Consider the following 26,281-nt stretch of genomic DNA (forward strand, 5'->3'; position numbering starts at 1 on the left):
CATTAGGATATGAAGCAAAAACTCCCCCAAAAATTTGGTGGTTTCACAGAAAACCCTTATCTTTGCTGCGAATTAAATATAGAAGTTATGGCACAGTTAACATTACAGATAGATAGTCCATCTTTGTTGGAGCAATTAAAGAATGTCCTCTCTCTTATGAGAGGCGTTAAAATAGTTTCAGACTCCCCAGTTTCAAGGAGTGCTGCTTTGGAAGATGTTCCAAACGCAGAAACTTTGGCAGCAATGAAAGAGGCTGAGAGTGGTCATGATGCGGGAGTAGTTCGAGTAGATAGCTTAGAAAGTTTCATGGCATCAATGGAGGAATAGGGTTTATGAAAGAAATTCGAAAGACCTCGCAGTTCAAGAAAGATTATAAGCGTTTTAAGAATGATAAAGAATTTGTAGAAACGCTTATGGGGATAGTTAAGCTTTTGGCAGAAGGCAATCAGATACCGGAAGAATATAATCCTCATTCTTTGAAAGGCAACTGGAAGAACTATATGGAATGCCATATAGAAAATGATACACTTTTGATTTGGTTTGATAAGAACAATAATGCAATAGAATTAGTTCGTTTAGGTTCGCATTCTGAATTATTCGGTAAAGGACGTAAGCGCTGATCTCCATAACAGTCAGGCGGTCCCATCCCGCACAATATGGCGTAGGCCGCTTTGGTCCGCCAACCTTAGAGCGTAGCGATTCTGAGCACCGGAGGGCGGTTACATCCCTAATCCCTATGGTAGGGATTTAGGGCTTGGGTATAGGGTAAGGACCCCCTCTTCGCAAGAGGGGGACAGGGGAGTCGAAAAAATACAAGACTAAGATAATTATGAATAAAGAAGAAAGAAATACCTTTCGAAAGGAAATGTTAGGTAAGTTAGAAGAACAATGGGCTAAGAATAATCGCCCTGAAGACGATCTCTTCTATTACCACCCTTCTGAAGATAAAATAGTCTTATCTCATTCCCTATTCTGGGTAATGCCCCAAAACATAAAAGGTAAGGTAGGAAAGGAAAAGTACCTATTGCTTCTCCGCCAATATCAGGAAGAGATGCTGGAAGCTTACTTGACGGAATCGTCAGATTTCAAAGACCTCTTGCACTATTGTAACATCATGTACAATGCTCTTCCTATGCTACTTCGAAGTACGTACGACTTCCATACTAGCTTTTTTCAAAAAACGAATAGATGTAACTACTTGTGATATAGTAGAGACGCAGTATTGGTGAAATACATTGAGTTGAAAAAACTCCTCCAAAAATTTGGTAGTTTCACAGAAAAAGCCTATATTTGCATAAAAAACAGAGAAATGGGGTATAAACTTCATTAAAACCAATAAAATTACGCTGTTATGATTAGTAAGAATGTACAAAATATGATTCCAAAGATAAAAGATTTCTTTGGTAGCCAGCCAATAACAAAGGCTTGGCTCTTTGGTTCATGCTCACGAGGAGAAGAAACTACTGATAGTGACATAGACATTCTTGTAGAGTATGATCGTCAGCATAATCGAATTTCTCTGATGAAAATAGCAGGTATTATGTTGAATTTGGAAGACTTGCTTCATCGCAAGGTGGATATAGTAGAGGCTAATCGTCTCCTCCCTTTTGCTCAAGAAACAGCCAACCAAGATAAATTCTTGATTTATGAGAGAAAAAGTTAGAGATAGGGGAAGGTTAGAGCATATTCTTGAAGCGATAGAAAGTATAGAGGAGTTTCATGCTCAATATACTTTTGAAGATATCAAGAAGAATAAGCTCATCTTTTATGGCTTTACCAAATTGGTGGAAGTAATAGGCGAGGCTGTCTATATGCTTTCAACAGAATTTCGTGATTCTCATTCTGATGTAAATTGGCGTCAGATAGAACGGATGCGACATGTCCTTGTGCATGGCTATTATACCATAGACCCCGAAAGTCTATGGGATACGATAGAAGTAGACATTCCTGAGTTGAAACCTTGGATAGTTAGGTATCTGTCGGAGTAATAAAAAAACTTATATTTTTTGCCGTCCTCAGGCGGTCCCATCCCGCACAACATGGCGAGACCTTTGATTGGTCCGCCAACCCTATAGCGTAGCGGTTCCGAGCACCGGAGGGCGGTTACATCCCTAATCCCTATGGTAGGGATTTAGGGCTTGGGTATAGGGTAAGCCCCCCCTCTTCGCAAGAGGGGGACAGGGGAGTCGAAAAAATACAATAATTAATAAGGAGATTACGTTATGAACATAGAAGAAAAAAAAGCTGATTTTATACGTCGCTTCAAGGCTTCTAGGGAGCGAAAGGCAGAATACATAGCACAAATGGAAAAGCGTATGCGTGATGACTATCGCCGCAGAACCGGTAAGGAAGCAGAATCATTTTGTGTGTTGTAATGTTTAGCCCTAAGCCAAGTATAGGTTAATAAATGCATTTTTTCTCTTAATTCCTTGGTGATTACGAAATTAAATCGTACTTTTGTCGCTATATTAGCAATAAAAACGTATGATTATGGCAAACGACAATAACAAAATACAGGCAACTACTGATGACTCTCAGATAGTACTTTACCAACCAGATGAAAGCATTTCTCTTCAAGTAAAAATAGAAGAAGATACGGTATGGCTTACGCAAGCTCAAATGGTTGAACTTTTTGGTTCTAGTAAAGCTAATATTAGTGAGCACATTACTAATATTTATCAGCAAGGAGAATTGATGCAGGCAGCAACTGTTCGGAAATTCCGAACAGTTAGAAAAGAAGGCAATCGTATGGTTACACGTAATATGGATTACTATAATCTTGATATGATTATATCAGTCGGCTTTCGTGTAAATAGTCATCAAGGTATTCGCTTTCGTCAATGGGCAAACAATGTTTTGAAGGAATATCTTCTTCGTGGATATGCAGTACATCAGCAGATACTTCAAATGGAGCAACGTATTGACTGCAAACTTATGTTGCAGCATGATGAGATGCAACGAATAAAGGATACCCAGGCTAAGCAGCAACAGCAGCTTGATTTCTTTATTCGGACTTCGACCCCTCCTGCAGAAATGGTCTTCTTCGAAGGTGATTTCTATACAGCAAGAGTTGCTTTAGAGAACCTGGTTCGTTCTGCCAATAATCGAGTAATCATCATAGATGGCTATGTTTCATCGCTAACCCTTCCCCAACAATCATATAGACATCCGAAAATGGCGAAACGAGTCCCATGACCGCTGGCTTATTATAGATGATAGCCTCTATCATTGTGGTCATTCATTAAATGCCAATGGCGGTCATAAGATTTCCGCCATAACCCTGATGGGCACCTCACCTGAGGTAATCCTATCAAAAGTAGAATAAAAATAATATTCCTCATTCGAGCGACGACAAGTGCAGAGCGATACTGCAATGAGGAACAAAATACAAAATCATGAAATCTTATTTCTCAACAAAGCCAGGAGCAACCTTCTTTTTAGGTAGCTCCCGCACCCTCGTCTATCATAAAGACGATGTCGAGATCATTTACAAGACCAAGACACCATCCGGCAAAACCTACTATGCCCATGTCTATTTGATGTTGGGCGGAGAAAACTCCGTTACTCTTTATGCCGATTGGGGTGATTACTTTTTGCATCTTTCAAGCATCAAAGACCAGGAGCATTTCTTTGGTATAATGAAGCGTCCGTGCCCAACTTTTGTTCAGATATGGCAAAGCGAGCATCCCGATGATATATTTATTATGTCAGCCAATGCCGGTCAAACCATGGACTTAGGAATGGATATCGAGAACGTAGATTATCGCAATCTCGCTCCAACTTACCTTCCTTTCCATCCGTTGGTAGAGTTAGGTCTAGACAAGTTCCTAGATGCTGTCAATAAACTATATGTAGAACTCAATTCCCACTGTCCTCTGAAACTCTGGAAAGATAGATTGGTTGCAGTTTGGGGCGAAGAAACAAAATAAAATAACAATATACCAATGAATAAAGAAGAAAGAAATTCCTTTAGAAAGGAAATGCTCGGTAAGTTAGAAGAACAATGGGCTAAGAGTAATAGTCCTAAAGACGACCTCTTCTATTATCACCCTTCAGAAGATAAAATTGTCCTATCCCATGCCCTGTTCTGGGTAATGACCCAAAACATAAAAGGTAAGGTAGGCAAGGAAAAGTACTTCCTGCTTCTCCGCCAATATCAGGAAGAGATGCTTGAAGCCTACTTGACGGAATCTGAAGACTTCAAAGACTTGCTGCACTATTGTAACATCATGTACAATGCTCTTCCTATGCTACTTCGAAGTACGTATGACTTCCATACCCATTTAGATGCTCGCAAGCTAGCCGCCATAACAATCGTTGCTGGCGGTTATGGTAGTGATATGCCCGAAGACCAGACTTATGACCTCCTCGATGATATAGACTTCTATTATAATAAGGTGAAGTGCCGCAAGATAGAAAAGCTCTTACCGGTATTGAACAAACTAGTGATAGAAGAGCAAAAGTACCTTTAGCATTAGTAATATGGATGATAATGAATTAAAAGATATTGTTCAAAATCAAATATTGATTCCTTCGATATGCAAGTTGTATAAAGAGGATTTTAGTAATATAAGATTTGATGTTTCTGAAAGGAATATCTGTGCAAGGTTAGCTCATCATATGGAGAATATAATGAGAGAATACGATGCAAAGAACAGAACCTCATTTTTCACGTCCTATTATGCAGATGTTGAGTATAACAGAATGGGTAATGGAGATATGAAATACTATGAGGATAGTCTGAAACGTCCCAAATACATGGTGAGCGATTTGCTTATTCAAAGCAGAGGTTATGAGGGAAACCTGTTAGCTGTTGAGTTAAAAAAGAAAGGTGCTACAAAAGAAGCTATAGATAATGATATAAAACGTTTGACGTCTTTGGTAACCCCAGGTTCTCTCAGCCAGCTTACAGGATGTGTACATGATACATTGCTTGGTGCTTTCATTATCTACTCAAAGGATGGTGTCGATATGGATATTTTCAAATTCTTGTCAGAAGAAGGAAAAGTTATCCCTCGTAAATACTCTTTACGATGTCTATTCCGTGATTATGATGAAACAATGGTAGAGGCGATGGAAATCTGCGCTGGTACTCAATGTAGGTTAATTGATCTTGATGAACCATTCGTTCCGAGATGGACCTACAAGGATAGGGATAACTAGGAATGGAAAATACCTTCAGTGGCAAAGAACTTTAATGCTTTGTTGTCAAAGAACTAAAAATAGCAGATACAAGTCTTTTATATTTTTGACTACCTATGATAGTGAATCAATTGAATTAATGTATTTTTAAATAATATTGCTTATGTCTATAGTTAAATCTTTTTCATTTCCTTGTGGTGAATTACGTGGAGATACGTTTTATATTCAACACAATTCTAACAATTTTACGGTCATTGATTGCTATCTTAAAGATGGTAATGATGCAAGTTGTAGAAAAGAAGAGATAATTAATGAAATCGTTGAAGTATCAAGTGACAGAATTTGCAGATTTATATCTACTCATCCTGACAACGATCATATTTTAGGTATAGAAGAGTTAGATAAGAAATGGTCCATCACAAATTTTTATGCTGTGGAAAATAATATTCCAGCAGATAAGAATGATCCAAGTCTTTCAAAATATATAGAACTGAAGAAAACAAAAAACTTCCCAATTAATAAAGGGATAAAAAGAGCTTGGCTGAATCAAACTAATGATGATAATGGAAGCTCTGGTTTAGAATTTCTTTGGCCGATAGTCACAAATGAAAAGTTTAAAGAAGAGCTACAAAATGTAACCAAAGGAGAAAGTCCTAATAATATATGTTGCATCTTGACTTATAAAGTTGAGAATGGCGCAAAGTTTATGTGGATGGGAGACCTTGAGACAGATATGCAACAAGAATACTATGATACGTGTAAGGATGAAATCCCGCAAGTCGATATCTTGTTTCAACCACATCATGGAAGAAAATCAGGCGCATTACCTGTAGATTTACTAAAGGCATTATCGCCCAAGTTGATCATTATTGGCAATGCTCCTTCTGAACATATAGACTATGGGGATTCACAAATGACCATAACACAAAATACTGCAGGAGATATTGCTTTTGTAAATGAAGAAAATGAGGTTCATATTTATACAACAAATGAGATAAGTAATAAACCCATTTGTCTTTATTCAAAAAATGGCAAGGAAAATATTGAAGATGAAGACGGAAACGTTATTTATTATTATACAGGAACATTAGTTGTGTAAAATGGATATTATAAAACTTATATTTGATAAGCTATCGCAATATAACTTTCTTACAAATATATTACCAGGTACAGTCTTGTGTATCATCTTGAAGAATCTAGTTGGTTATGATTTGATACCTACAGATTATTATCAAGCGGGTATTGTTTTCTATTTCGTGGGAATGGTTAATAGTCGTGTTGGTTCTCTTATTATAGAGCCAATATTGAAGAAAATATGTTGGATTAAGTTTGCACCTTATCCAGAGTTTTTAAAAGCAGAAAAAAACGATCCTAAATTGACAGTTCTTAGTCAAGAGAATAATGTTTACCGTTCCTATATCTCTGTAATGTTTATAGCTGTTATGGGATATATATACAAAAATATATCTTTCGATTGGTGTCTGTTCTTGAAAGACGAACCATTGGTGTTGATAGTTTCTCTTTTGGTTCTTTTCTTATTTGCTTATAGAAAGCAAACTTCATTTGTAAGGAAAAGGGTAGAGAATTTTATGAAGAATAATAAGGAGAACAAAGAATGACTTATAGCATGGCGGTCCCATCCCGCACAATATGTCGAAGACCTTAGATGGTCCGCCACTCTTATTGTGCAGCGGTTCTGTGCACATCAAGTAGGTTACATCTTTTCTTCAAGAAATGGGTTCCTGCCACCAATAAAGGGGAACGGAAAGTTGTTGTAAAGATTTCGGTATGTGTTAGGTAACAATCGATAATTATATTTCATATGAAAGAGAATATACGTGAAATCTTAGGCTTGCCAATCACGACATTATATGATTATTGGACTCATTATTGGAGAAGCATAATTTCTCAGCTTCAGTCTAAATCTAACATAGATGTTGCACTCGACAGTCCTAGATATGTACTTGAAGATATCATTTTGGAAATAAAGGGTAATAGGTTGAAAAACCAAGATAATGCCAAATACTTTCTCTTTCGTTTATCAGAATTTGACAAAAATGATAGGGCATTTACAGGCTTATGTCATCCAATAATTTCTACTATCTTAGCTTCTCAGCTATCAGAACAAAGTTGTGAAATCGTATTGAATTTATGCAATAAAGCATTAGATATATTAGATAATAGTAGTTATCATGATTCTTTATTAGAAGAATTGGCGCGAATTTTGAATTCTGATACAGGCTTAACTAGTGAAAACAAGTCTTCTTTGATATATGTAACAAAGTTGATAGTATCTGAATTTATAGCTAAAGGTTATGAATTGGAAGATATAGATTCTTTGCCTTTAGCTGTTCCAAATGTATTTCTTGGATGTGGGGGAACAGTACTGCATGTGCCAAATGAATATAAAGGTATGAATATAAATGATTTCGAATCTGAAGAATTGTATCATGAAGCTGTTTCTGATTATATTCAACACCGTTCCATAAAGGAAAAACTTGAAAGTTTATATGAACACTTTCATCGTACGGAGGAAGATGCTATCGCATTGATGAGATTAAGTAATATTAAAGGTGATATTAATGTACAGATTGGTGATGTTTGTATCTATTCACCACGTTCAAGGAAATATATCTCAGACAAAGACAGTCTATCAAAGATTGAAGAAGTAGATCCTGAATATAAATATTTAAATGCAGCAGTGCCGATTAAGCATTTAGCATTTAATTCTTCCAAGAATAGATCTAAGGAGAAATTACTAAAAATCTTGGATTTTATCAATTTGGGATTGAACAAGAAAAATCCTGTTGGTATCATGCAAAATGAGTTTGTGTTGATTAAAGAAGGAAAAGAGATAGGACAGTCTACATGTATGGAGGGTAATGATCCTCGATATGCTGATCGTCAGCCGGAATTTTCCTATTTAGAATCATTTGATGCAGAACAATCTAAAGCAGATTTGGAATGGATAGCAAGTCATTTTGTAAGTTTTGATATGAATAAGAATATTCAAATTCAAAATTCCATGCATTGGCTTTATAAGGCAAATCAGTCTGAAAAAAATGAAGATATTTTATTATTTAGTTGGTTTTCTTTAGAGAGTCTTTTGAAAATTGATGATGCTTCAAGACAGATGATTGTCATAAAGGGTAAAAACTTAAAAGGAGTTCTATCTGTAATTCAAGAAATAGTATGTTACATTATGCTCAAACATACATTTCATAATAAGATATGGGATGTTTATGAAAAGCAAATTTATTTTTATAAGAATCATGACAATTATTATGATGTACCAGAAAATATAGCTCATTCAGCTGCTATTGATTTGGAGGAAGGCGAAAAATATAGAATAAAGGATTTCTTTGAACATTTGAATGTTTTACTGCATTCCCTTAATGATGAAATAGAAAAAGATAAGCTCAAAGAGGTATATGAATTTTATAGTGGGATAGATTCAATTAATAAATGTAAGCATCCAACCCCTATTTTGGCGGTTTGAACAATAAGTGCTACCTTTGCGCCATGTTTAACATTAAATGTTATAAGTATGGCAATAAGTAGTAAAGATCTTGAAAGCCTGTGGCAACGCTATAAAGCGGAGGCGGTACCAGCAGGCATTTCGGTAAATCAATTTTTCGAATCCAATGGAGTTCCTTATCATGTATTTGAAAAGTGGTACAAGAAGAAGTTCCAGGCTCCAAATGTTGTGGAGTGTGTTGTTGCAGGTGCGCCAGATTCAACAAGTGCAGTTCCAACACCATCCAAACAGGGTAATCCTTCAGCCGGTTTATCTCCAGCTCCGACCGAGGATGCCGTTGTCATCAAGTATGTCAATCTTGGACTTAGCAATGGTATGAAGATAGAGCATCATAATTTGAGCTATTCTGGTCTTCAAAGTTTCATCTCTAAACTTCAAGCCTTATGTTTAGCTTAAATGGTGCCGTAAAATATAAGTATATTCCCAACTATCAGGATATGCGTGGAGGTTATGACAAGCTTTGTGGAGTGATACGCTCTTTGGGCGAAGATCCAGAGGATGGCACCGCTTACGTGTTTACTTCCAAGGATCAAAAGATAGTAAAGATCATCAGACATGAACATAATGAGTGTCAGATGTATTATCAGAAGTTTGACAAGAACATGAGTTTTGTCCGTCTAGAGTTTGAAGGTGTCCTTCCAATTTATGTGTTGGAGTGGAAGTATCTAGTGGCTATGCTTTCATGCCCTGTTGTAAAAAGCATAGGTCCAATAGAGCTAAAATGCTATGAGGAAGCAGCTTGATGTCGAAAATGATAGTTAATTTTCTAAAAATACGTATTCGTTTTTTGGGGTAAAATAGAGTTAAGTAAATGATATTCAGAGTGTTGTAGAAAGCTTTAAGGTTGGCTTGTTAAGCCCTGTTTTCGATGTTTTGCGATACTGCAAACATGTCTGACATAGGGTGGTATTACGACAAATGTTAAGTCTCTAAAATAGTGTAAAATACTGAATATCAGATTGTTAAATAAGCTTTATGCGTTTTGTGGAGTCTCATAATATGATTATCTTTGCATCTGCAAACGTTTCATATTATGGCAGATATACATATAGACATAGAGCGCATGATAATGCATTCCAATTACTTGCTGGAGGTAGACAATTCTTCGGCAAGTGATGGATTATCGGATATGGAACGTAAGCAATATCTAGATCAGATAAAGGAATTGGTTCAGACTGTCCAGACACTTCTGGATGCCAACATTGCCTTGGGTAATAAGCAGAAGGAACTACAGGCAGAGGCAGATCGTAAGATTGCCGGTTTGCAGGCTCAGGTTGACAAGCTTACTGGAGAACTGCAAGCCCGTAGGCGTAAGATGCATGGCAAGAACAATGAGAAGCAAACTGGTGACAAGTCGGTAAACACAGGCAAGACCAAGGATGAGGAAGAGGGGGAATACATCGAGAATGGATGTGAGCAACCTTCCGATTCTGATGATTCAGACGAAGTTACCGACACAGAGGCGACCAATCCCAAAAAGGATTTGAGCCAACGCCCGGACCACTACAAGACTATGAAGGCTGAAGTTCTTGTGGTTCATGATTGTGACAAGGACAAGCTTAAGGCTATGGGTTTGGAGTTCATTCGCTATACCAGACCTGTCGACCAGTTTGACCGAATCAGTATGATCCGTCAGGACCGCTACCTTTATGCTTGGGTACGTGACAAGGATGGCAACGAGTTCGCTTTCTTCGTGCCAAAAGATGAAGAGGTAGAACAGCGTACTTGCTCGTTTGTCAATGAGTCGAAGTACGACGTGCCAAGTCTGGTTCCTCATACCAGCAGTACTGGTGGCATGCTTTCAGACTTGATTGTCAATCGCTTTCAGTATGCGATAACGAGTGGACGTGAGATGTATCGCATGATCAATGAGAAGATGCGTATGTCTAAGTCTACCATTTTCAACTGGTTGCGGCATGGTGCAGAGTTCTTGGAGAATTGTCAGGAGACCATCAAACAATGGCTATTGAAGCCTGGCTCAACGATTTATTGTGATGAGTCCTGGGTAGACACCAAGGTGACGGATGCCAATGGTGAGGTGCATTACAAGAAACGATATATGTGGGTCATTGTCAACTTGACCACCAAGGTCTGCTATTATCTGTATGGCAGCCGTAAGAAAGAGGTTATCAAGGAATTCCTTGGTGACTTCAAGGGCACGTTGATGACCGATGCCTATGCTGCATACCTTTACTTCAATAAGTTGAAGGACTGTACTCATGTATGTTGCTGGTCGCACGTTAGAAGACTGTTTGTCTCGGCGAGTCGTGACTACAAGGATACCTTGGCACAGGCATTCATAGACTTGATCGGTATATTATATAAGGTCGAAGTTGAAAATCAAGTATTGGGTCGCACAGAAAAAGAGATAGTCAAGCATCGAGGTGAGGAATCCCTACCAGTTTTACACGACCTCTATCAGCAAGCGACGGCACTGTTGAAACAGTTTGAGAAAAACGAGATTAAGCTCTCTGCTAAGTTGCAACAAGCCTTGACATATATGACCAAGCATTGGGAAGAGCTGATGGCATATACGAAGATAGGCAGCGTCTTGATAGACAACAACTGTTGTGAACGCGCAGTCCGCCCATTCACAAATCTCCGAAAGAACTTCGGTGGATTTAGCAGTGAGCAGGGTGCCAGAGTTACAGCGACCTTCCTTACTTTCGTTGAAACCTGCAAGCTAATGGCAATGGCTCCACTGGATTTCTTCAGGGGATTCTTTGACATGATTGTAGCTGGAAGAAGGGATTATGCCTTGATGACAGAGGCACTTTTAGTTAAACCTGTTTAAAAATCAGAAAAGTCCAATTTCTTAAAATACTCTGTATCCCCAGTAAACACTGGGGATGGAGTTGTATTGTCATAGGGGTTGGATGCTTACTAATAAATATTTCGACAGTTTGAAAAATGATTTATTGATGATTTATCGACTTCGCAATTTGATGGTTCATAATGCTATGATTCAGTCTATAGGATTAGACAATTATGCAAAGAAAATAAATTATATAGCATGTGTCGTATTGCGGCATTTTTTGACGTATTTCAAAAATCATCCAGAATCTACGATTTTTGACTTTATGGTTGAAACTGTAGCTTCAGGAAAGGTTTTTATGGATAATTATGAATATGAATTGAAAAAGAATTTTGGTAAACCTTAAAACTATGTGTTGAAGTAGTTTTAAGAGCATAATAATATACGGCAGGTGAATATCCTGGAGCTTATTTATTAAGCAGCTTTTCGGCTTTCATTATGGAACCTGTCTTTTTACAATAGAAAGATTGAAAAATGACAACACAAATTATAATTATGGCTGGTGGCGTAGGTAGCCGTTTTTGGCCTATGTCAACCCCCGATTACCCAAAGCAGTTCATAGATGTGATGGGTGTCGGCCGTTCCCTCATACAATTGACAGTAGATAGATTGAAGCCAATCTGTCCTGTCGAGAACATGTGGGTAGTGACAAACGAGAAATACATCAGCATAGTCAAGGAGCAAATCCCTGATATGCCAGTAGATAACATATTATCAGAGCCGGAGGCTCGCAATACCGCTCCATGTATTGCTTATGCCTGCTGGAAGATCCAGAAGAAGCATCCTGATGCCAACATCGTAGTGACACCATCCGATGCCCTGGTCATCAATACCTCGGAGTATCAGCGAGTGCTCAGCAAGGCATTGAGCTATACTTCCGATAAGAACGCCATCGTTACCATCGGTATCAAGCCAAGCCGTCCGGAAACAGGCTATGGCTATATTGCCGCAGCAGAGCCAACATCCGTAGATGAAATCTACAAGGTTGAGGCTTTCAAGGAAAAGCCAAACCTGGAGACTGCCGAGCAATACCTTGCCGCCGGCAATTACTATTGGAATGCCGGAATCTTTGTATGGAACATTGATACCATCAGCAAGGCAATCCGTACCTTCCAGCCTCAGCTTGCCAGCATCATGGACGAGATGGCACCTTCTTTCTATACTGAACAGGAGAAAGAGGTGGTCGGCAAACTCTTCCCAACCTGCGAGAAGATAAGCATTGACTATGCCGTGATGGAGAAGTCTAAGGAAATCTATACCTTGCCAGCCGAGTTTGGCTGGAGTGACTTAGGCAGCTGGGGTAGTCTTCGTACCTTGCTTCCACAGGATGAGGCTGGCAATGCCAAGGTAGGCAAGGACATCCGTTTGTATGAATGCAAGAACTGCGTGGTTCATGCAGCTGATGAAAGCAAGGTGGTAGTTCAAGGCTTGGATGGCTATATTGTTGCTGAGAAGCACGGACAATTGCTTGTCTGCTCTTTGAAAGAGGAACAAAGAATTAAAGAGTTTGGAAAATAAATATTAAGTAAATATGAAACATGCGTTTTTAATTTTGGCTCATAATGAGCCATATATTCTTGAAGTATTACTGGGGCAATTGGCAAAAGGTGCTGATGACATCTATGTTCATGTAGATAAAAAAGTTGCTGATGAAGAATTTGATAAGATTAAATCAATATGCGTTGCTTATGGGGGGGGTACAGCTGGTTTCTACGAGAATTGATGTTCGTTGGGGAGATAGTTCGATGCTTGAAGCAGAATTTATCTTGTTTAAAGAAGCCTCGAAAACTTATCATGATTTTTATCACCTTTTATCAGGTGTTGATTTGGCAATAAAACCTTTGTCTGTAATACATGATTTTTTTGATAAGCATTCAAATGAAATCTTTATGACAATAAGTGATACAGATGTTGACAAAAGGAGGATGGACTTTTGTATAAATTATTACCACCCTTTTATTCGGTTGCTAAGAAAAAAGATTATTGGTAAACTTTTTCTTAAATTAGATGATTTATCTGTTTATATTCAACGCTTGTTTTGCCTGAAGAGAAATCCAAGGTTGAATTTGTTCAAGGGGCATCAATGGATGAGTCTTCCACATGATTTTATGTTGTTTTTGCTTTCAAAAGAAAAATATATTTTGTCACGCTTTAAGTATACATGTTGTGCAGATGAAATAGCTATACAGACGATTTTAATGGATTCAGAATACAAAAAGCGTTTATATGTACCTATACAAAATCAAAATGCAGCTTTGCGATTAATAGATTGGAATAGAGGGGAACCATATGTGTGGAAAAAAGATGATATAGAAGAAATAATGAACTCTAATAATTTCTTTGCAAGAAAATTCTCTTCTTTCGTTGATCGAGATATTGTGGATTTTATAAAACTTAAATGCTCTTAGTATGTCTACAAGATATCCTGGCTTCTATTATTTGGCAGGTATATTTGTGTTATTTTCATTCTATCCGATAATATTATTTACTTCAAAATTCTTCTCTATATTCTTAGGAGAGAGAAAAGCATAATCTTTATGAGTATTAAGCGTAATTTTTTATACAGCAGCTTTCTTACGGTTGCAAATTATATATTTCCTCTTTTAACATTCCCATATGTTTCAAGAGTTTTGGGTGTTGAGGCTATTGGTAAATATAATTTTACTGATAATATTATACAAATTTTTATCATAGTTTCAATGTTAGGTATAGAAACTATTGGGGTAAGAGAAATAGCTCAAAATAAAACAGACCAAGATAAATTGAATAAGTCCTTTACGGCGTTGCTCCTCTTTAATGCAATAACAACTTTGATTGCTATATTGGTGCTGTTTGCAGCGATATTTATAGTACCAAAGTTTGCTGACTACAAAGATTTATTGCTTGTTGGAAGTCTTAAATTATTTTCAATGTTTCTTTTGATTGATTGGTTTTATAAGGGTATTGAAGATTTTAAATTTATTACTCAGAGAACAGTAATCATTCGAACGTTATTCGTAGTTTCTGTCTTTGCTTTTGTACGTTCTCCGCAGGATTGTCTCTTATATTATTTCTTAATAGTCTTTTCAATAACGATTAATGCGATTGTTAATTTATTATACGCTCGTAAAATTATAAGTTTTTCATTTGATGTAGCTACAATAAGGCGAATTGTCAAGCCGATATTGATATTAGGCGGCTATTCTATTTTAGCATGGTTATACAATTCTTTTAGCATGTCTTATCTTGGTTTCGTCTCAACGGACGAACAAGTAGGATATTATGCTACAGCTAGTAAATTTTACAATATATTTCTTTCTGTATTATCAGCATTTGCTGCAGTTATGTTGCCTCGTCTTAGTCTGTTGGTTAGTGAGCATCAGACAGCATCTTTTCAACGTTTGATAACGAAAAGTTTCAATGTGGTTTTGACGATAACTGTTCCTTTTGCTATTTATGCGATATTCTATGCACCTGATATAGTCAGATTAGTTGCAGGAAATGGGTATGATGGGGCTGTTGTACCTATGAGATTGATTATGCCTCTAATCATAATTGTAGGTATTGAACAAATTCTTATCATTCAAATTCTAATGCCTCTGAAAAGAGACAAAGAAGTTTTGATAAATACAATATGGGGTGCTGTTACAGGTTTAGTTCTTAATGTTCTATTAGTCCCCAGTTATTTATGCGTTGGTGCTGCAATCAGTTGGTTGGTTTCTGAAATGGTTGTTATGTTTTCTGCTATTTATTTCATCCGTAAAAGAACAGAGATCAGATTGGCTGTTAATCTTGGTAAACGAATTGTTCCAATAATTATGATAACATTAGTAACATATCTGTCTGGTTTTGTTTTATCTGGATTGAATTATGTTGTGAATATTGTCTTAGGCGGATTTATCGTTGTTGTAGGAACGTATCTGATAGAAAAGTATATCGTAAAGAATCCTATCCTTAATGATATTGAAAATGCGATTATAACGAAAGTCTTACATTTTAAAAATAAGTAAATTATGAATTTGTCTCTCTGTACATATTGTATAGCTCTTACTTGTATAATTTTAATGTTATATTTTCATAGAATACTTTTGATGCTATTCTTTTCTCCTTTGACAATACTTGTTTCATGGTATAAGCGTAATAAGGGTACAACTAATGGCTTGTTAACAAAAGTTTCTGAAAGATATTCTTGGCAATTTGAAAGATTGTTTCTCTATTGGATAAGCCAAATCCATAGTCATTTGATTCGAAATTTTTTCTATCGTTATATACAAGGCATTGAGCTAGGTAAAAATGTCGTTATTTATAGTAATTGTGAAATTCGCAATCCTACTAAATTAAAAATAGGTAATGGAACCATAATAGGAAATAATGCAATTTTAGATGCAAGAGCAGGATTAGAACTGGGTGAAAATGTAAATTTAAGTTCTAATGTGAGCATTTGGACACTTCAGCACGATTATAGGGATAGAGATTTCGCCTGTACGCCTGAACATTTTGGACCTGTGAAAATATGTGATAGAGCATGGATAGGTCCAAATGTTATAATTTTGCATGATGTTACTGTAGGTGAAGGTGCTGTGGTAGCAGCTGGTGCTGTTGTTACTAAAAATGTTCCTCCATTTACATTATATGGGGGGGGTGCCTGCCAGACAAATAGGAGAAAGACCGAAGAACATACGGTATGTCTTCACAGGAAATCCTTGTCCTTATTTATAAAGTTGCTTCTAGGTAAAATTTTAAGTCAAAAAAGAGACTTGTTGAAAATCTATAGACTAGGAAAAATCGTTAGTCTAGTTTATGCGATGAGTTTATTAAAATTGCGAATAAAACAAGTTTTTCATATGGATTCAGAAAAAGATTATTTATATAAGGATCGTCTACTTCTGGAATGGTTACATGAAAATTTTAAAGATATAGATATTAGCTGTAAAAGTTATATGCATGAAGAAGTTCCGAGAAACGATGATGTTCATTATATTTGGATTTATTGGGACAATCCGAATAAAATGCCTTTAGTGGTAAAGCAATGTGTTGATAGTATTCTTTTAAAAAATAAAAATAGTAAAGTAAATATTATAAGTGAGGAAAATGTAAATGATTTTGTGGAGATACCTCCAATCATAAGGAAAAAGTATAAACAAGGTATCATTTCTAAAACTCATTTTAGCGATGTTGTTCGTGTTTCTCTCTTATTGAAATATGGTGGAGTGTGGGTTGATGCAACTTTGTATATGGTTCATTCGATTCCAGAATGTATTTGGAAAAAACAGTTCTATACTGTTACCCCAAAGTTAGAAACGCCTTACAAGGTAATTTCACACGGCAGGTGGGCTGTTTTCTTTTTAGCTTGTCAACCTGGAAATGAATTGATGAGGTTGACCTTAATGATGATGATAGAGTATTGGAACAAATATGATGAACTCTTTGATTATCTTTGGATTGATTATTTTTGGGCTTATTTTCAAAAGCGTTCAGGAAGTATAGCAAAACTGTTTTCATCAGTGCCTTCGAATAATTTACATTGTCTGGATATAAATCTTGCTCAAGCGTATTCTGAAAATAATCTAGAAGCATTAATTAATAGAGATGATACTCTGTTTTATAAATTAAGCTACAAGTTTTCCTCTTCAATTCCTTTGTACGATACATGCGGAAAAGAAACCTTATTAGGCCACATAGTTACAAGAAAAATATGAAAATATCAGTTATCACAATATCTTATAATGCAGTAACTTGCATTGAGCCAACAATAATGTCTGTTATAAATCAAAAGTATAATAGTTTTGAATATATTATTGTTGATGGTGCCAGTAATGATGGCACTTTAGATGTGCTAAAAAAATATGACCAGTATATAACTCGTTGGATCAGTGAGCCTGATTCAGGGATTTATAATGCAATGAATAAGGCAGTAAAAATGGCTAAAGGAGAATACTGCATATTTATGAATGCTGGAGACCGATTTGCTAATCCTTTAGTTTTGAAGCAAGTTTCGCTCTTTTTAAATGATGGATTTGATTATTTGTGCGGCAATGAAATTTCATTAAAATCTGGTAAGGTTATAGATTATGTTTATGCTCCGACATGTATAACTAAAGATTTATTTGTAAATCGGTCTTTAAGCCATCAGGCTAGCTTTATAAAAAGAGAATTACTGCTTTCTAATCCTTATGATGAGAAATTGAAACTTGTAAGTGATTGGAAATTTTGTATTGAGATTCTTTTACTTCAGCACAAAAAATATCGCTCAATAGATGTTGATGTTTGTAAATTTAATCATGATGGAGCTACGTTTACCCAGAAAGAGTTAGGCAAGAAAGAACGTATGAAAGTCCTGGAGGAACTTTTGCCAAATGAGTATAATCAAATTAAAAAACATAAACAAACTTATATTGATATAATAGCAGAACATTGTATGGAATCTTTTGAGTGGGCTAATATATATAATGTTGCCGCAAAGAAGTTTACGACGATGTTTACTTATATTCAAGTTATGGGCTTTCTTGGTCTTTTAGCTGTTTTGGGAAAAATGATTCCGGGTGTTTTGGGACTAAAAATTAAGCATAAGGCCATACTTTCTTTCTTAAAGAAAAAATATGGATATGTTGTCAATAATAATGCTAATATAGTAGATAAACAAGTTTCTATTGGTGATAAATTCCCAATTTGGGTATGTTGGTGGCAAGGAGAAAATATGATGCCATTAGTTCCTAAAATTTGTTTAGCCTCTTTGAGAAAAAATCTCTTACCTAATCAACAACTTTACATTATATCGGCTGATAATTATAAGAAATATGTTGAACTTCCTGAATATATAATTTCGATGTTGGAGGAAGGGCGAATTTCACTAACTAATTTTTCGGATATTCTTCGTTTTAGCCTGTTAACCAAATATGGTGGACTTTGGATTGATTCAACCTGTCTAGTCTCTCAAAAAATGAATGATTTATCTCATATGCCATTCATTACAAGTAAACAGAAAACATCTAATGTGGCTCAATATGTTTCTGCTTATCGATGGGCTAGCTATCTTATAGGAGGTAATTCGTTATGTATATTCCAGAATATGAGAGATTTATTTTTTGCTTATTGTAAAAATGAGAAAAAAATATTGGATTATTTGCTAGTGGATTATTTGCTAGTGGTAATATATGAGTTATGTCCTGAGGCCAAGAGCATCATTGATGAATTCCCTTATGATAAAGGTAATATGCTAAAGCTAGCTGGGTGTTTGAACGAAAACTTAAAAGACAAGGATTTTTCTTCTATGTTAGAAAATGTACCGATTCATAAGTTGAGTTGGAAAATAAAATACTTTCCTTATGACAAAGAAGGACATTTGACTATTTTTGGTAAACTTTTAGAAATAATTCAATAGATAAAAATGTTAGGAATTTTATTGTTAGCAGTTTCTGTAATCTTATATTTTTCGCCTCGCAAAAGGTATCTATCATATTTCCTATATATAAGTTTTATGTTTGATGGATATAAAGTTTTGATAGATCCTGTTTTAGGTGGAGTGAAAAATGGTGATATTGCTTTAGTCTATACTTTTGTTATATCCCTTGTGATGATATTACAAAAGAAGTATGTCTTAGTTCATGATAAAATAACGAAATGGTTTGTGGTTTTTGTCTTATTCTTAGGATGTAGTATGATATTTTCAATGTACCATTATGACATTCCTTTTATGCAGGTTATTCAGGGGGGCAGATTTCTTTTGTTGGTATTTTGTTATCCTATTCTGCGTAATATGAAACTAGAAGAATGCAAGCGACTGTTTAATTTGTTGGCTAGATTTACAGTGCTGGTTGGTATAGTGGATGTGGTACAAGTAATAATTCAAATTCCTATCATACCAACTTATGAAATCAATAGAGATCCAGCAACAGGGCTCATCCGATTCTTCAATTATCCTGTGTTTTCAATATTTTTTCTCATAGTATGTTTGGTGAAGCCTGACTATTTTGGAAAAAGGACAAAATATGTATTGGGACTTTTGCTTGTATGTATAATGGGAACTTTAGGAAGGTCATTAATGTTGATAACCTTGATATGCATTTTGTTAGGTTTATGGTTCCAAGGAAAGCGCAGTGCTATTATTAAGTATGGTTTGATTATAACAATTTGCGCCTTGCCATTTTCTACTATGATTTCGGAGCGTTATGTGTCTTCTAATAGTGGTACACAAGATGATATAAATGCAGTTTTGCATGGAAATATTGAGCTGAACTCATATGAACAAATAGAAGGTTCTTTTACATATCGTCTTTCTTGGGTGCTGGAGAGATTTCAATATTTGGAAAAACGACCAATTGGTGAAAAGATATTTGGCTTAGGTTTACTATCGGATTCGTCACCATTATCTCAGCAGATGTATCGTTTTATCGTTAATATAAAGTTCTATGGATCGGGAATGGTTCAACAGCTGAGAAGTCCAGATATTGCTTATGGTACCATGCTTGCATATTTAGGTTTTGGGGGATTCTTTGTTTATGTTATGTTTGTATATAACTTATTTAAAGGAATCTTTAAAATGAGAACTTATAATTGCTATTTTTTAGCTGGTTCTATTTGGATAATCTTTACTTTTTTGATTTCATTCTTCTCAGATGATTTGACTAATCCTTATATTTTTTCATTGTGTTATATATTATTGTCAATAAAAGATAGATTAAAAAATGAAACTTCTCTTTATAACAAGTTGCTATGATGCTGCTGGTGGTGGCAACGTTATAGCAAAACGTAATTTTACAGTATTAGAAAATGTTTTTGGCAAAGATAATGTTACAAAATTCATTGTTACGAAATCTCGTTTTAAAATTTGTGATTTCTTGTACAGATTGAAAAAACATTATGTTGGTGGACTTACATTAAACAATGTTAGTGATATAGTTCGTTTGTCTGGCGATTATGATGTTATATGGATTGATGGCAGTTTTTTTGGTGCTTTGGCAAAATGCTTAAAAGAATTTGGATATAAAGGGCGCATAGTTTGTTTCTTTCATAATATCGAGAGAAATTTTACAAAAGTTACTTGGAGAAATATATTCGCTTATCCAATTAAAATTCGCCCTATTTATAAGGCAGAACACGATGCAATTTTTTACTCTGACGATATAGTAACGTTAACTCCTAGAGACATGAATTTTGTTAAAGAAACAAATAAGTTTGCTCAAATCCATATATTGCCTTCTTCTTTAAACGATAGTTTTAGAGAACTTCCTTTGGATACTAATTTTTCGAAGGTTTTTACCCTTCTATTTGTAGGAAGTTATTTTTATGCTAATGTTCATGGTATAGAATGGTTTATTGCTAATGTTTTACCTTTTGTTGAGGCAAAACTAATAGTAGTTGGGGCAGGAATGGAAAAGTTAAAGTATACTCCATCAAGTAAATTAGAAATACATGGATTTGTAGAAGACTTGGGCTATTATTATCGTAATAGCGATGTGGTTGTTGCACCTATATTTGAAGGCTCTGGTATGAAAACTAAGACAGCGGAGGCATTGATGTGGGGAAAATATGTCATAGGGACAAAAGAGGCTTTTTGCGGTTTTATAAATAGTGACGAATGGGGAGTAATATGTTGTACAGCTGATGATTTTATTCAGCAAATTAAAATAATATCTTCAGCTCAGAAAGATAAATTTAATCGGTATTCCAGGAAAATTTTCTTAGAAAAGTACTCTTTGGAAAATTCGGAGAGGATTATAAAATCAATATTTAATTGTAATGCAAAATCATAGATATGAAAAGATTTTTGTTTCTCATAATTTATTATGCTTTCGCTCAGCATCTCCCTAGCAGTTATTCGGTATGGGGGGGCAAGTTTTGTAATATGATCAGAATATTCTGTTGTCGTCACATATTTAAGTATTGTGGTAAAGTTTCAACTATTGATAGACACGCTTATTTTGGAAATGGCAGGAATGTAGAAATTGGTGACTATAGTGGGATAGGTGAAAATTGTGTTGTTCCTAATAATACCGTTATAGGAAAATATGTAATGATGGCGCCAGAAGTTCATATCGTAGCTAACAATCATACATTTAGTGATACAGAGAAGCCTATGTGTTTTCAAGGTTCTATTGAAGGGGTTACACCGACGATTATTGACGATGACTGTTGGATTGGTATTAGAGTAATCTTAACTCCAGGTCATCGTATAGGCAAGGGAAGTATCTTGGCAGCTGGAGCCGTTGTAACAAAAGACGTAGAACCTTATTCCATAGTTGGAGGTAATCCTGCCAAATTAATAAGAAAAAGAAAATGATTATGGATAAAAAAGTTGCAATTATTACACAGTCGTATAAAAACGATTTTAAAGAGTGTAAGCTTCTATGTGACAGTATGGATAAGTTTGCACCTGAGATAGATCATTTTATCTTTGTGAACGATGAAGATTTAGAGATGTTTATGTGCTTGCAATATGGTAAGCACGTTGTTTTAAAGAAGTCCTTGGTACTTCCCTGGTTCTTGATTCGTGTTCCTTGGAAGATGTTGGGACATCATTTTCATGTGAGTTTGCTGACAATTCCTGTTCGAGAGTGGATAATTCAACAGATTTGTAAGTTGGGTGTATTTAAAGTGATAGGCAATGAGTATGAGGCAGTTTTTAATATAGATTCAGAGACAGTATTCATGAAGCCTTTTGATTTGAAAATGTGGAAGAAAAATGGTAAATATCTAATGTATCGTGTAAAGAATGTGAATGAACCAAGTCATGATGATTATTGCCATGCGGCGGTAAAACTTCTAAATTGGCAAGGTACGTATGAGGATATAAGCTTTTATAACTATATGAATACCCCAGTATGCTTTGTACGCGAGAATACAGAAAAACTTCTCAGAGAAATAGCAAAAAACTATTGGATGCACAGTTGGAAGTTGGCCTTATGTAATACTTATCGATTTAGCGAATACTATACTTATGCTATATTTACAGATAAACTGTTAGATATGGAAAATCATTTTTTGATAGATTATCATGTCTTTCCGCAGATTGATATCTCTGAATGTTCGGGTATCGTTGAGTTTAAAGAAAAGATGAAGCAGTCACTTTCTGACGATAAAGCTGTTGGCTTATGGCTTCAGAAAAAAGACAGAAAACTTCTTGCGGACAAATATTTAAATTTCGAAGAAATTGAGAAAGTTATAAAAGAAAGCTGGACTCAATTTCTATAAAGAAAGTCTGATCAGGTATCTAAATTATTGGGATTGTTATGGTCGTAAAATATATAGATAGCAAAGATTCTTTAAATGTCTTATTCTTAGGTGTTTCAAAGAAAACGAAGGGTGGTATGACTGCAGTTCTTGTATCTTATGATAAGTATATTGAGAACATGCGTTTTATTCCAACTTGGAAGTTGGGTAATAAGTTGGTGAAGTCTTGGTATGCTCTGCAGGCATTGGTGCGAACTTGGTTCTTACTGACTTTTGACAAACGTATAAAAATCGTGCATATACACGGAGCAGCTAATGCTTCGTTTGATAGGTGTAAGTTATTTATTCGTCTTGCCAAGAAATGTGGCAAAAAGGTGATTCTGCATGAGCATGCAGCTGACTTCGTTGAGTATTATCATGGAGCAGAAGATAAAAAAGGTATTACTGATACATTGAAAATGTGTGATTCCTTAATTGTATTGTCGCAATCATGGAAAGAGTATTTTTCATCCATCGGAATGGACAAAGGCAAAATCCATGTTCTTAACAACATCGTGTCACCTCCTGAGATAGCTTCAGATAAACATACTGAAGATGGTAAGTTGCATCTGATGTATATGGGGGAAATTAGCAAGCGAAAAGGAGGGTTCGACTTGTTGAAGGCTATTGTGGACAATAAGGAGTATTTTGCCGATAAGCTATTACTTCGTATGGGAGGTAATGAGGTTGATGGTGATATCAAGGTGTATATTCGTGAGAATGGCTTGGAATCTTTTGTAACCTATGAAGGCTGGATTGCAGGGCAGAAGAAGATAGATTGTTTGAATTGGGAAGATGTGTATATCTTGCCATCCTACAACGAGGGGTTGCCTATTGCTATACTTGAAGCTATGGCGTATAGTCATCCTATCATATCCACCCCGGTTGGTGGTATACCTGAGATTATTAAGTCTGGTGAAAATGGTATCTTGGTCAAGCCTGGTGATACTGCAGCCATTGCTGATGCTATCAAGTTTTATATTGAAAATCGTGATGCGATTAAAAAACATGGCAATAATGCTTTCAATGTAGTACAGGACTTTTTCCCCAAAAAAGTATTTGGAGATTTGAAAGCATTGTATTTGAAAATGCTGAGTAATAAAAATGAATAATAGAAGGGTGGTGGTCGTGGATTTCCTTAGAGGATTTTCCACATTTACTATAGTTTTAATGCATCTTGCACAGAGTTATCCTTTACCTGGCTTCTTGCAAAAGGCAGCTTCATTGGGTGGTGCTGGTGTTCATGTCTTTATTTTGTGTAGTGGATTTAGATTGTATCTGTCTTCACTGTAAACCACCAATACAGCGTAAGGTGGGGTAAACGAAAAATATTATCTTTGCAACCGTTTTAAAATTCACATAAAATGGAAAGCAAAGAATATTTTGAAAAGGTGATGCAGGACTACAACCAGTAAATCACCGTTAGCCCGTATGGCGGTACCTATATAATATATTACCTTTGCATCCGTAATCAAAACAGTTTGATAATGGAAACAAGGGAATATTTCGAAAAAGTGATGCAGGATAGGGGTTGGATGCTTACTTATGTTCGCACATAGATCTCACGGATAATAAAAATCCCAACCTGTATTGCTACAAGCTGGGATGATTTTGAACACAAATAACTCGAATAGTACGAATTTCCGGGAACTGTCCGGGCTTTCTAGAGATGGAAGTCGATTTCCTTCAGCCATTCCTTGACATCGAAGCAAGGACAGCTCTTGCGAACCCAGGGAAGGTCACGATGACCTAGAATCTCGGCATCGGGATAGTCGAGGACGAGACTGTAGAGGAGATCTTCCAGAGATGCTTTCTGGGCTGGAGTGCGAGTATCGACAGGCTTGCCTTTCTCGTCGAGACCACCCTCGTAGCAGATACCGATGCTATGGGCGTTGTAGTGGCGGGCGTGAGCGCCCACCTCGCTTTCTGGACGGCAGGGATAGACCACGCCATCCTTCGTAATGTAATAGTGGTAACCGATGGAGTGGAAACCACGGGCCTTGTGGCAGGCTTCTAAGGCTTCTACTGGGAAGTCCTGGTTAATACGTGTGGCACTGCAATGTACCACGATCAAATCGATTTTTCTTTGATTCTTCATTGGATTCTATGGATTTTAAAGGGTTTAACTGAACACGAATTTCTCGAATGACACGAATTTTCCGTGCTTTGAACAGATATTTAACTGAACACGAATATCTCGAATAGCACGAATATGTCCTTTGAACAGATATGATTCGTTCGATTCGTGTAATTCGTGTTCAGACGCTATCACTTGCAGCTCTGCACACAGAAGGAGCTGAGGACGGCAGTGAGGACGGTGATGACGAAGTTGATGACTTTCTGGATTGTTTCCTTTTTCATTTTTGTTAGTGATTAATGTAATTAGTGTTTAGTGATTAGTGTGGGAAGACAAGAAGGAAGCGGGCAGGATGAGCAAGTATCCGTTCAGGGCGATGATTTGACAATGTTGAATGGTGAGTGATGAACTCATTCCTGATGTGCCCTCGGATTACTCCGGACTGCATCCTGCCGATGCGCTTTCTCTTGTTTCAGATGCGAGGAGGGTAGGGCTACTCTAAGCCGTCACCTCCTCCTTCTTCAGTGGTTCCGCTACCGCCCTGGTCGGTGTTGCCACCACCAGGGGTATCCTTTCCGGTATCCTTCCCCGTATCCGGGGTGGTATCCGGGGTGGTGCCATCACCTAACAGAGCAGAGGCCTTCTTCAGCGTAGCTTCGAGGTTGATGGTCTTGGCGCTGAACTCACCGGTGCCACGAGCACGGAGACGGAAACCGTCGATGTTCTTGGCGATGGTGAACTCCTTCTCTGAGGCGGCTCCCTCCTTGTTGCGGATGCCGATGGAGAAGATGGCGAGGTCGTCAATCTTCACAGCGAAACCCTGCAAGGTGAGTTCCTTGATGCACGATACCATATCGGTAATCATGCCCTTGATGGCTCCCTTAGAGAAAGGAGTGTTGTGGCTAGCCATGTGTTCGGCCAGGCCGTCGATGTCTACCGTCTGAGTGATGACTGGATAGGCGTAATACTTGCCGTATGCCTCTGGCATCTTGGCGTTCTGATTTAGTTTTAGTACGTAAAGCAACATAAGTTTTAAAGTTTTAAGTGTTGAATGTTGAATGTTGAATGTTGAATGGGCGCTGCGCAGTGCCTGGTTTAATGCATATGACTCTTTCTGAATCACATTGCAAAGATACAACATTTCATTTTCCCAACTCACCGATGCTCACTGTTGCTCACCGATACTCACCGATTATCACTGATAAATATCAGGGTTCTCCTAAATGAAAGAAAATATAGGATACTTGCAGAGGATTGAACTCCTTGCAGCTCTTGTTGTATCCACTCTTCTGCAACTGCTCGTAGAGCTGGGTGCATCTTACTATCCATCTCATCAGATGGGCTCTTGCCACGTCCGGGTCGGAATCCGGAAAATAGAGCAGGGCTAACTCCTGCTTGGTGTAACTTCGTAAATCCATTTTCTATAATGTTGAATGTTGAGTGTTGAATGTTGAATTTTGAACACGAATCTCTCGAATCTAACGAATCTTTCGTCTTCAAGCAACTTATTCGTGTAATTCGT

General features: G+C 36.7%; 32 protein-coding genes. 28 read left to right on the forward strand and 4 right to left on the reverse strand.

Annotated elements, in window-relative coordinates:
* Window positions 1–9: 9 nt before the first annotated feature.
* The 28 genes from RCO84_RS01575 (at window position 10) to RCO84_RS01710 (ending at window position 23,794) form a co-directional block, all read left to right on the forward strand.
* Entirely contained in the window at window positions 10–327 is a 318-nt protein-coding gene (locus RCO84_RS01575) for a hypothetical protein (protein ID WP_287830178.1), read from the forward strand.
* Window positions 328–332: 5 nt separating this feature from the next.
* Window positions 333–620, forward strand: coding sequence for a type II toxin-antitoxin system YafQ family toxin (locus RCO84_RS01580; RefSeq protein WP_117729061.1), 288 nt, complete (start codon window positions 333–335; stop codon window positions 618–620).
* A 209-nt stretch (window positions 621–829) separates the two neighbouring features.
* The gene (locus tag RCO84_RS01585; RefSeq protein ID WP_317583613.1) at window positions 830–1,204 is read left to right on the forward strand and encodes a hypothetical protein; all 375 of its coding nucleotides are present in this window, start codon (window positions 830–832) and stop codon (window positions 1,202–1,204) included.
* Window positions 1,205–1,351: 147 nt separating this feature from the next.
* Window positions 1,352–1,663 carry a nucleotidyltransferase family protein gene (locus RCO84_RS01590; protein ID WP_117729066.1) on the forward strand — a complete coding sequence of 104 codons (312 nt, stop codon included), beginning with the start codon at window positions 1,352–1,354 and terminating at the stop codon, window positions 1,661–1,663.
* A complete protein-coding gene (locus tag RCO84_RS01595) occupies window positions 1,647–1,988 on the forward strand; it encodes a HepT-like ribonuclease domain-containing protein (protein ID WP_117729067.1) in 342 nt (113 codons plus the stop codon). The genes RCO84_RS01590 and RCO84_RS01595 overlap by 17 nt, the downstream gene beginning before the upstream one ends.
* Window positions 1,989–2,222: 234 nt before the next feature.
* Complete coding sequence (locus RCO84_RS01600; RefSeq protein ID WP_153121738.1) at window positions 2,223–2,375, forward strand: ABC transporter ATP-binding protein; 153 nt, start codon at window positions 2,223–2,225, stop codon at window positions 2,373–2,375.
* Window positions 2,376–2,490: 115 nt separating this feature from the next.
* A complete protein-coding gene (locus tag RCO84_RS01605) occupies window positions 2,491–3,195 on the forward strand; it encodes a virulence RhuM family protein (protein WP_317583615.1) in 705 nt (234 codons plus the stop codon).
* Between the two features lie 200 nt (window positions 3,196–3,395).
* Window positions 3,396–3,929 (forward strand): hypothetical protein, encoded by a 534-nt coding sequence (locus RCO84_RS01610; protein WP_317583617.1) that lies wholly within the window; start codon window positions 3,396–3,398, stop codon window positions 3,927–3,929.
* Window positions 3,930–3,944: 15 nt separating this feature from the next.
* On the forward strand, window positions 3,945–4,472 hold the full coding sequence (locus RCO84_RS01615) for a hypothetical protein (protein WP_317583619.1): 528 nt from the start codon (window positions 3,945–3,947) through the stop codon (window positions 4,470–4,472).
* A 10-nt stretch (window positions 4,473–4,482) separates the two neighbouring features.
* On the forward strand, window positions 4,483–5,163 hold the full coding sequence (locus RCO84_RS01620; RefSeq protein WP_117729077.1) for a hypothetical protein: 681 nt from the start codon (window positions 4,483–4,485) through the stop codon (window positions 5,161–5,163).
* A 142-nt stretch (window positions 5,164–5,305) separates the two neighbouring features.
* A complete protein-coding gene (locus RCO84_RS01625; RefSeq protein ID WP_117729078.1) occupies window positions 5,306–6,241 on the forward strand; it encodes a hypothetical protein in 936 nt (311 codons plus the stop codon).
* Between the two features lies 1 nt (window position 6,242).
* A complete protein-coding gene (locus RCO84_RS01630; RefSeq protein WP_117729080.1) occupies window positions 6,243–6,761 on the forward strand; it encodes a hypothetical protein in 519 nt (172 codons plus the stop codon).
* Window positions 6,762–6,964: 203 nt separating this feature from the next.
* The gene (locus tag RCO84_RS01635; RefSeq protein WP_317583621.1) at window positions 6,965–8,641 is read left to right on the forward strand and encodes a hypothetical protein; all 1,677 of its coding nucleotides are present in this window, start codon (window positions 6,965–6,967) and stop codon (window positions 8,639–8,641) included.
* A gap of 48 nt (window positions 8,642–8,689) precedes the next feature.
* Window positions 8,690–9,076, forward strand: coding sequence for a hypothetical protein (locus RCO84_RS01640; protein WP_154480917.1), 387 nt, complete (start codon window positions 8,690–8,692; stop codon window positions 9,074–9,076).
* Window positions 9,064–9,423 (forward strand): IS66 family insertion sequence element accessory protein TnpB, encoded by a 360-nt coding sequence (gene tnpB, locus RCO84_RS01645; protein ID WP_117587742.1) that lies wholly within the window; start codon window positions 9,064–9,066, stop codon window positions 9,421–9,423. The genes RCO84_RS01640 and tnpB overlap by 13 nt, the downstream gene beginning before the upstream one ends.
* Before the next feature lie 290 nt (window positions 9,424–9,713).
* Window positions 9,714–11,474, forward strand: coding sequence for an IS66 family transposase (tnpC, locus tag RCO84_RS01650; protein ID WP_264902769.1), 1,761 nt, complete (start codon window positions 9,714–9,716; stop codon window positions 11,472–11,474).
* 166 nt (window positions 11,475–11,640) lie between these two features.
* Window positions 11,641–11,841, forward strand: a complete 201-nt coding sequence (locus tag RCO84_RS01655) for a hypothetical protein (RefSeq protein ID WP_317583623.1) — start codon at window positions 11,641–11,643, stop codon at window positions 11,839–11,841.
* Between the two features lie 128 nt (window positions 11,842–11,969).
* Window positions 11,970–13,013 (forward strand): mannose-1-phosphate guanylyltransferase, encoded by a 1,044-nt coding sequence (locus RCO84_RS01660; RefSeq protein ID WP_317583625.1) that lies wholly within the window; start codon window positions 11,970–11,972, stop codon window positions 13,011–13,013.
* 13 nt (window positions 13,014–13,026) lie between these two features.
* Window positions 13,027–13,218: a hypothetical protein gene (locus RCO84_RS01665; RefSeq protein WP_317583627.1), complete on the forward strand. Its 192-nt coding sequence runs from the start codon at window positions 13,027–13,029 to the stop codon at window positions 13,216–13,218.
* On the forward strand, window positions 13,145–13,903 hold the full coding sequence (locus RCO84_RS01670; RefSeq protein ID WP_317583628.1) for a beta-1,6-N-acetylglucosaminyltransferase: 759 nt from the start codon (window positions 13,145–13,147) through the stop codon (window positions 13,901–13,903). The genes RCO84_RS01665 and RCO84_RS01670 overlap by 74 nt, the downstream gene beginning before the upstream one ends.
* A gap of 129 nt (window positions 13,904–14,032) precedes the next feature.
* The gene (locus RCO84_RS01675) at window positions 14,033–15,484 is read left to right on the forward strand and encodes a flippase (protein ID WP_117729088.1); all 1,452 of its coding nucleotides are present in this window, start codon (window positions 14,033–14,035) and stop codon (window positions 15,482–15,484) included.
* 3 nt (window positions 15,485–15,487) lie between these two features.
* Window positions 15,488–17,173 (forward strand): capsular polysaccharide synthesis protein, encoded by a 1,686-nt coding sequence (locus RCO84_RS01680; protein ID WP_317583629.1) that lies wholly within the window; start codon window positions 15,488–15,490, stop codon window positions 17,171–17,173.
* Window positions 17,170–18,855, forward strand: coding sequence for a capsular polysaccharide synthesis protein (locus tag RCO84_RS01685; RefSeq protein ID WP_317583632.1), 1,686 nt, complete (start codon window positions 17,170–17,172; stop codon window positions 18,853–18,855). The genes RCO84_RS01680 and RCO84_RS01685 overlap by 4 nt, the downstream gene beginning before the upstream one ends.
* Window positions 18,856–18,951: 96 nt before the next feature.
* Entirely contained in the window at window positions 18,952–20,190 is a 1,239-nt protein-coding gene (locus tag RCO84_RS01690) for a hypothetical protein (RefSeq protein WP_317583634.1), read from the forward strand.
* Entirely contained in the window at window positions 20,159–21,226 is a 1,068-nt protein-coding gene (locus RCO84_RS01695; RefSeq protein WP_317583635.1) for a glycosyltransferase family 4 protein, read from the forward strand. Before RCO84_RS01690 ends, RCO84_RS01695 begins: the two co-directional genes overlap by 32 nt.
* A 2-nt stretch (window positions 21,227–21,228) precedes the next feature.
* Window positions 21,229–21,753 carry an acyltransferase gene (locus RCO84_RS01700; protein ID WP_317583636.1) on the forward strand — a complete coding sequence of 175 codons (525 nt, stop codon included), beginning with the start codon at window positions 21,229–21,231 and terminating at the stop codon, window positions 21,751–21,753.
* A 2-nt stretch (window positions 21,754–21,755) separates the two neighbouring features.
* Window positions 21,756–22,664, forward strand: coding sequence for a DUF6492 family protein (locus RCO84_RS01705; RefSeq protein ID WP_317583638.1), 909 nt, complete (start codon window positions 21,756–21,758; stop codon window positions 22,662–22,664).
* A gap of 38 nt (window positions 22,665–22,702) precedes the next feature.
* On the forward strand, window positions 22,703–23,794 hold the full coding sequence (locus tag RCO84_RS01710; RefSeq protein ID WP_317583639.1) for a glycosyltransferase family 4 protein: 1,092 nt from the start codon (window positions 22,703–22,705) through the stop codon (window positions 23,792–23,794).
* Window positions 23,795–24,345: 551 nt separating this feature from the next.
* Here the strand turns inward: RCO84_RS01710 and RCO84_RS01715 are convergent.
* The 4 genes from RCO84_RS01715 to RCO84_RS01730 all read right to left on the reverse strand — a co-directional run bounded on the left by RCO84_RS01715 (window position 24,346) and on the right by RCO84_RS01730 (window position 26,177).
* Window positions 24,346–24,780, reverse strand: a complete 435-nt coding sequence (locus tag RCO84_RS01715) for an N-acetylmuramoyl-L-alanine amidase (RefSeq protein ID WP_317583640.1) — start codon at window positions 24,778–24,780, stop codon at window positions 24,346–24,348.
* Window positions 24,781–24,950: 170 nt separating this feature from the next.
* Window positions 24,951–25,043, reverse strand: a complete 93-nt coding sequence (locus RCO84_RS01720) for a smalltalk protein (RefSeq protein WP_153073602.1) — start codon at window positions 25,041–25,043, stop codon at window positions 24,951–24,953.
* A 209-nt stretch (window positions 25,044–25,252) separates the two neighbouring features.
* Window positions 25,253–25,786 (reverse strand): HU family DNA-binding protein, encoded by a 534-nt coding sequence (locus RCO84_RS01725; RefSeq protein ID WP_317583641.1) that lies wholly within the window; start codon window positions 25,784–25,786, stop codon window positions 25,253–25,255.
* Between the two features lie 181 nt (window positions 25,787–25,967).
* Window positions 25,968–26,177 carry a DUF4248 domain-containing protein gene (locus RCO84_RS01730; RefSeq protein WP_117727236.1) on the reverse strand — a complete coding sequence of 70 codons (210 nt, stop codon included), beginning with the start codon at window positions 26,175–26,177 and terminating at the stop codon, window positions 25,968–25,970.
* Between the last annotated feature and the right edge of the window lie 104 nt (window positions 26,178–26,281).

The organism is Segatella copri (genome assembly GCF_949820605.1).
Lineage (GTDB): Bacteria > Bacteroidota > Bacteroidia > Bacteroidales > Bacteroidaceae > Prevotella.